3 protein-coding genes are annotated in these 1,056 nt (G+C 44.6%); all 3 read right to left on the bottom strand.

Annotated features, from left to right (window positions below):
* A partial coding sequence (locus LI162_RS15175) for a MobA/MobL family protein (protein ID WP_172680507.1) occupies positions 1-443 on the bottom strand: 443 nt, incomplete at its 3' end.
* Complete coding sequence (locus LI162_RS15180; protein WP_117483110.1) at positions 419-724, bottom strand: hypothetical protein; 306 nt, start codon at positions 722-724, stop codon at positions 419-421. The genes LI162_RS15175 and LI162_RS15180, both read right to left, overlap by 25 nt.
* Positions 724-1,038 (bottom strand): hypothetical protein, encoded by a 315-nt coding sequence (locus LI162_RS15185; RefSeq protein WP_014080633.1) that lies wholly within the window; start codon positions 1,036-1,038, stop codon positions 724-726. The genes LI162_RS15180 and LI162_RS15185 overlap by 1 nt, the downstream gene beginning before the upstream one ends.
* Positions 1,039-1,056 lie beyond the last annotated feature (18 nt).

Here is a 1,056-nt window from a genome sequence, read left to right on the forward strand (position 1 = left end):
TCCACGAAAGTCTTTTGAATATATTCGGTTGTATAATCAATCTGTTCCTGTCTGCTCCATTCTTTCGGCAGGGAAAATTCAAATGAGCGTCCAAGCTGTGCATCTGCATTTTTTTCTATCTTCAATACCTCATTCCATAGACGCTGTTTCTGAAATGTGATTTTAAACTTTTCCAGTGCGGCATCTTTATCATCCGCTCTTTTATAACGGATAGACTGTTGAAACCTTTTTATATTTTCTTCCGGTACATGCAGCCATTCAGGAGGTGCATTTTCGCACATCATCAGACTGGTGTAGACGACTTCCTTTTTGGAAGTATAGTAACTGATTCTGCCTGTTTCCTCATTCTTCATCACATCTCCATTAAGATATGCCGATGCGGATATGACAGATTTTCCTTTACTGCGCCCGACAATCTTTACTGTAAAGTGAAATATCGCCATGATATAATTCCCCCTTTCTGCCGTATCCGGCATTGATTTCCGACAGCATCTTCTTCTGGTTTGGCAGAAGTGAAGCTGTCGGAACGCCCTCTGCGCAAGAGTGCCCCCTGCGGCATGAGCAGGTCTGGCTGAAAGCCCCGCCGACGGAACGAGCCCGGCAAGCGTAAGCGCAGACCGGTTGCCACTTGTGGCAAACTTATAAGGACGACCTCTGGTTGTCCATAAGTGCGCCCTTCATTCAAAGGCAATGAAGGGAATGGAAAAACCACTCCCTCCGCCATTACACTTCCTCCATATCTGTAAGTGGCTCTTTCTGCATCGCCTTTGAGAAAAACTTTCCGTTTGTTTCCTGCCTTTTTAAGAAGCCTATCAACTTTGGTAAATCTTCCTCCTCAATCGGACAGCCAAGAACCGATTCCACTGCGCCACCAATCTGACAGAGCCTGTGGGTTCGTTTTTTACTTTCCTCTGCTTTCTTTCGCTTTTCCAGTTCCTTCCGCTGTGCAATGAGCTTTTTTGTAGCTTCAATGCTTTCCTGTTCCTTTTTCTCTAATGCACGTATTCTTTCTTCATAAGTCTTTGTTGATTTCGCCATATCGTCTTCATCCTTTCT

It is taken from the genome of Mediterraneibacter sp. 210702-DFI.3.120, from assembly GCF_020561005.1.
Taxonomy (GTDB): Bacteria; Bacillota; Clostridia; order Lachnospirales; family Lachnospiraceae; genus Mediterraneibacter; species Mediterraneibacter faecis.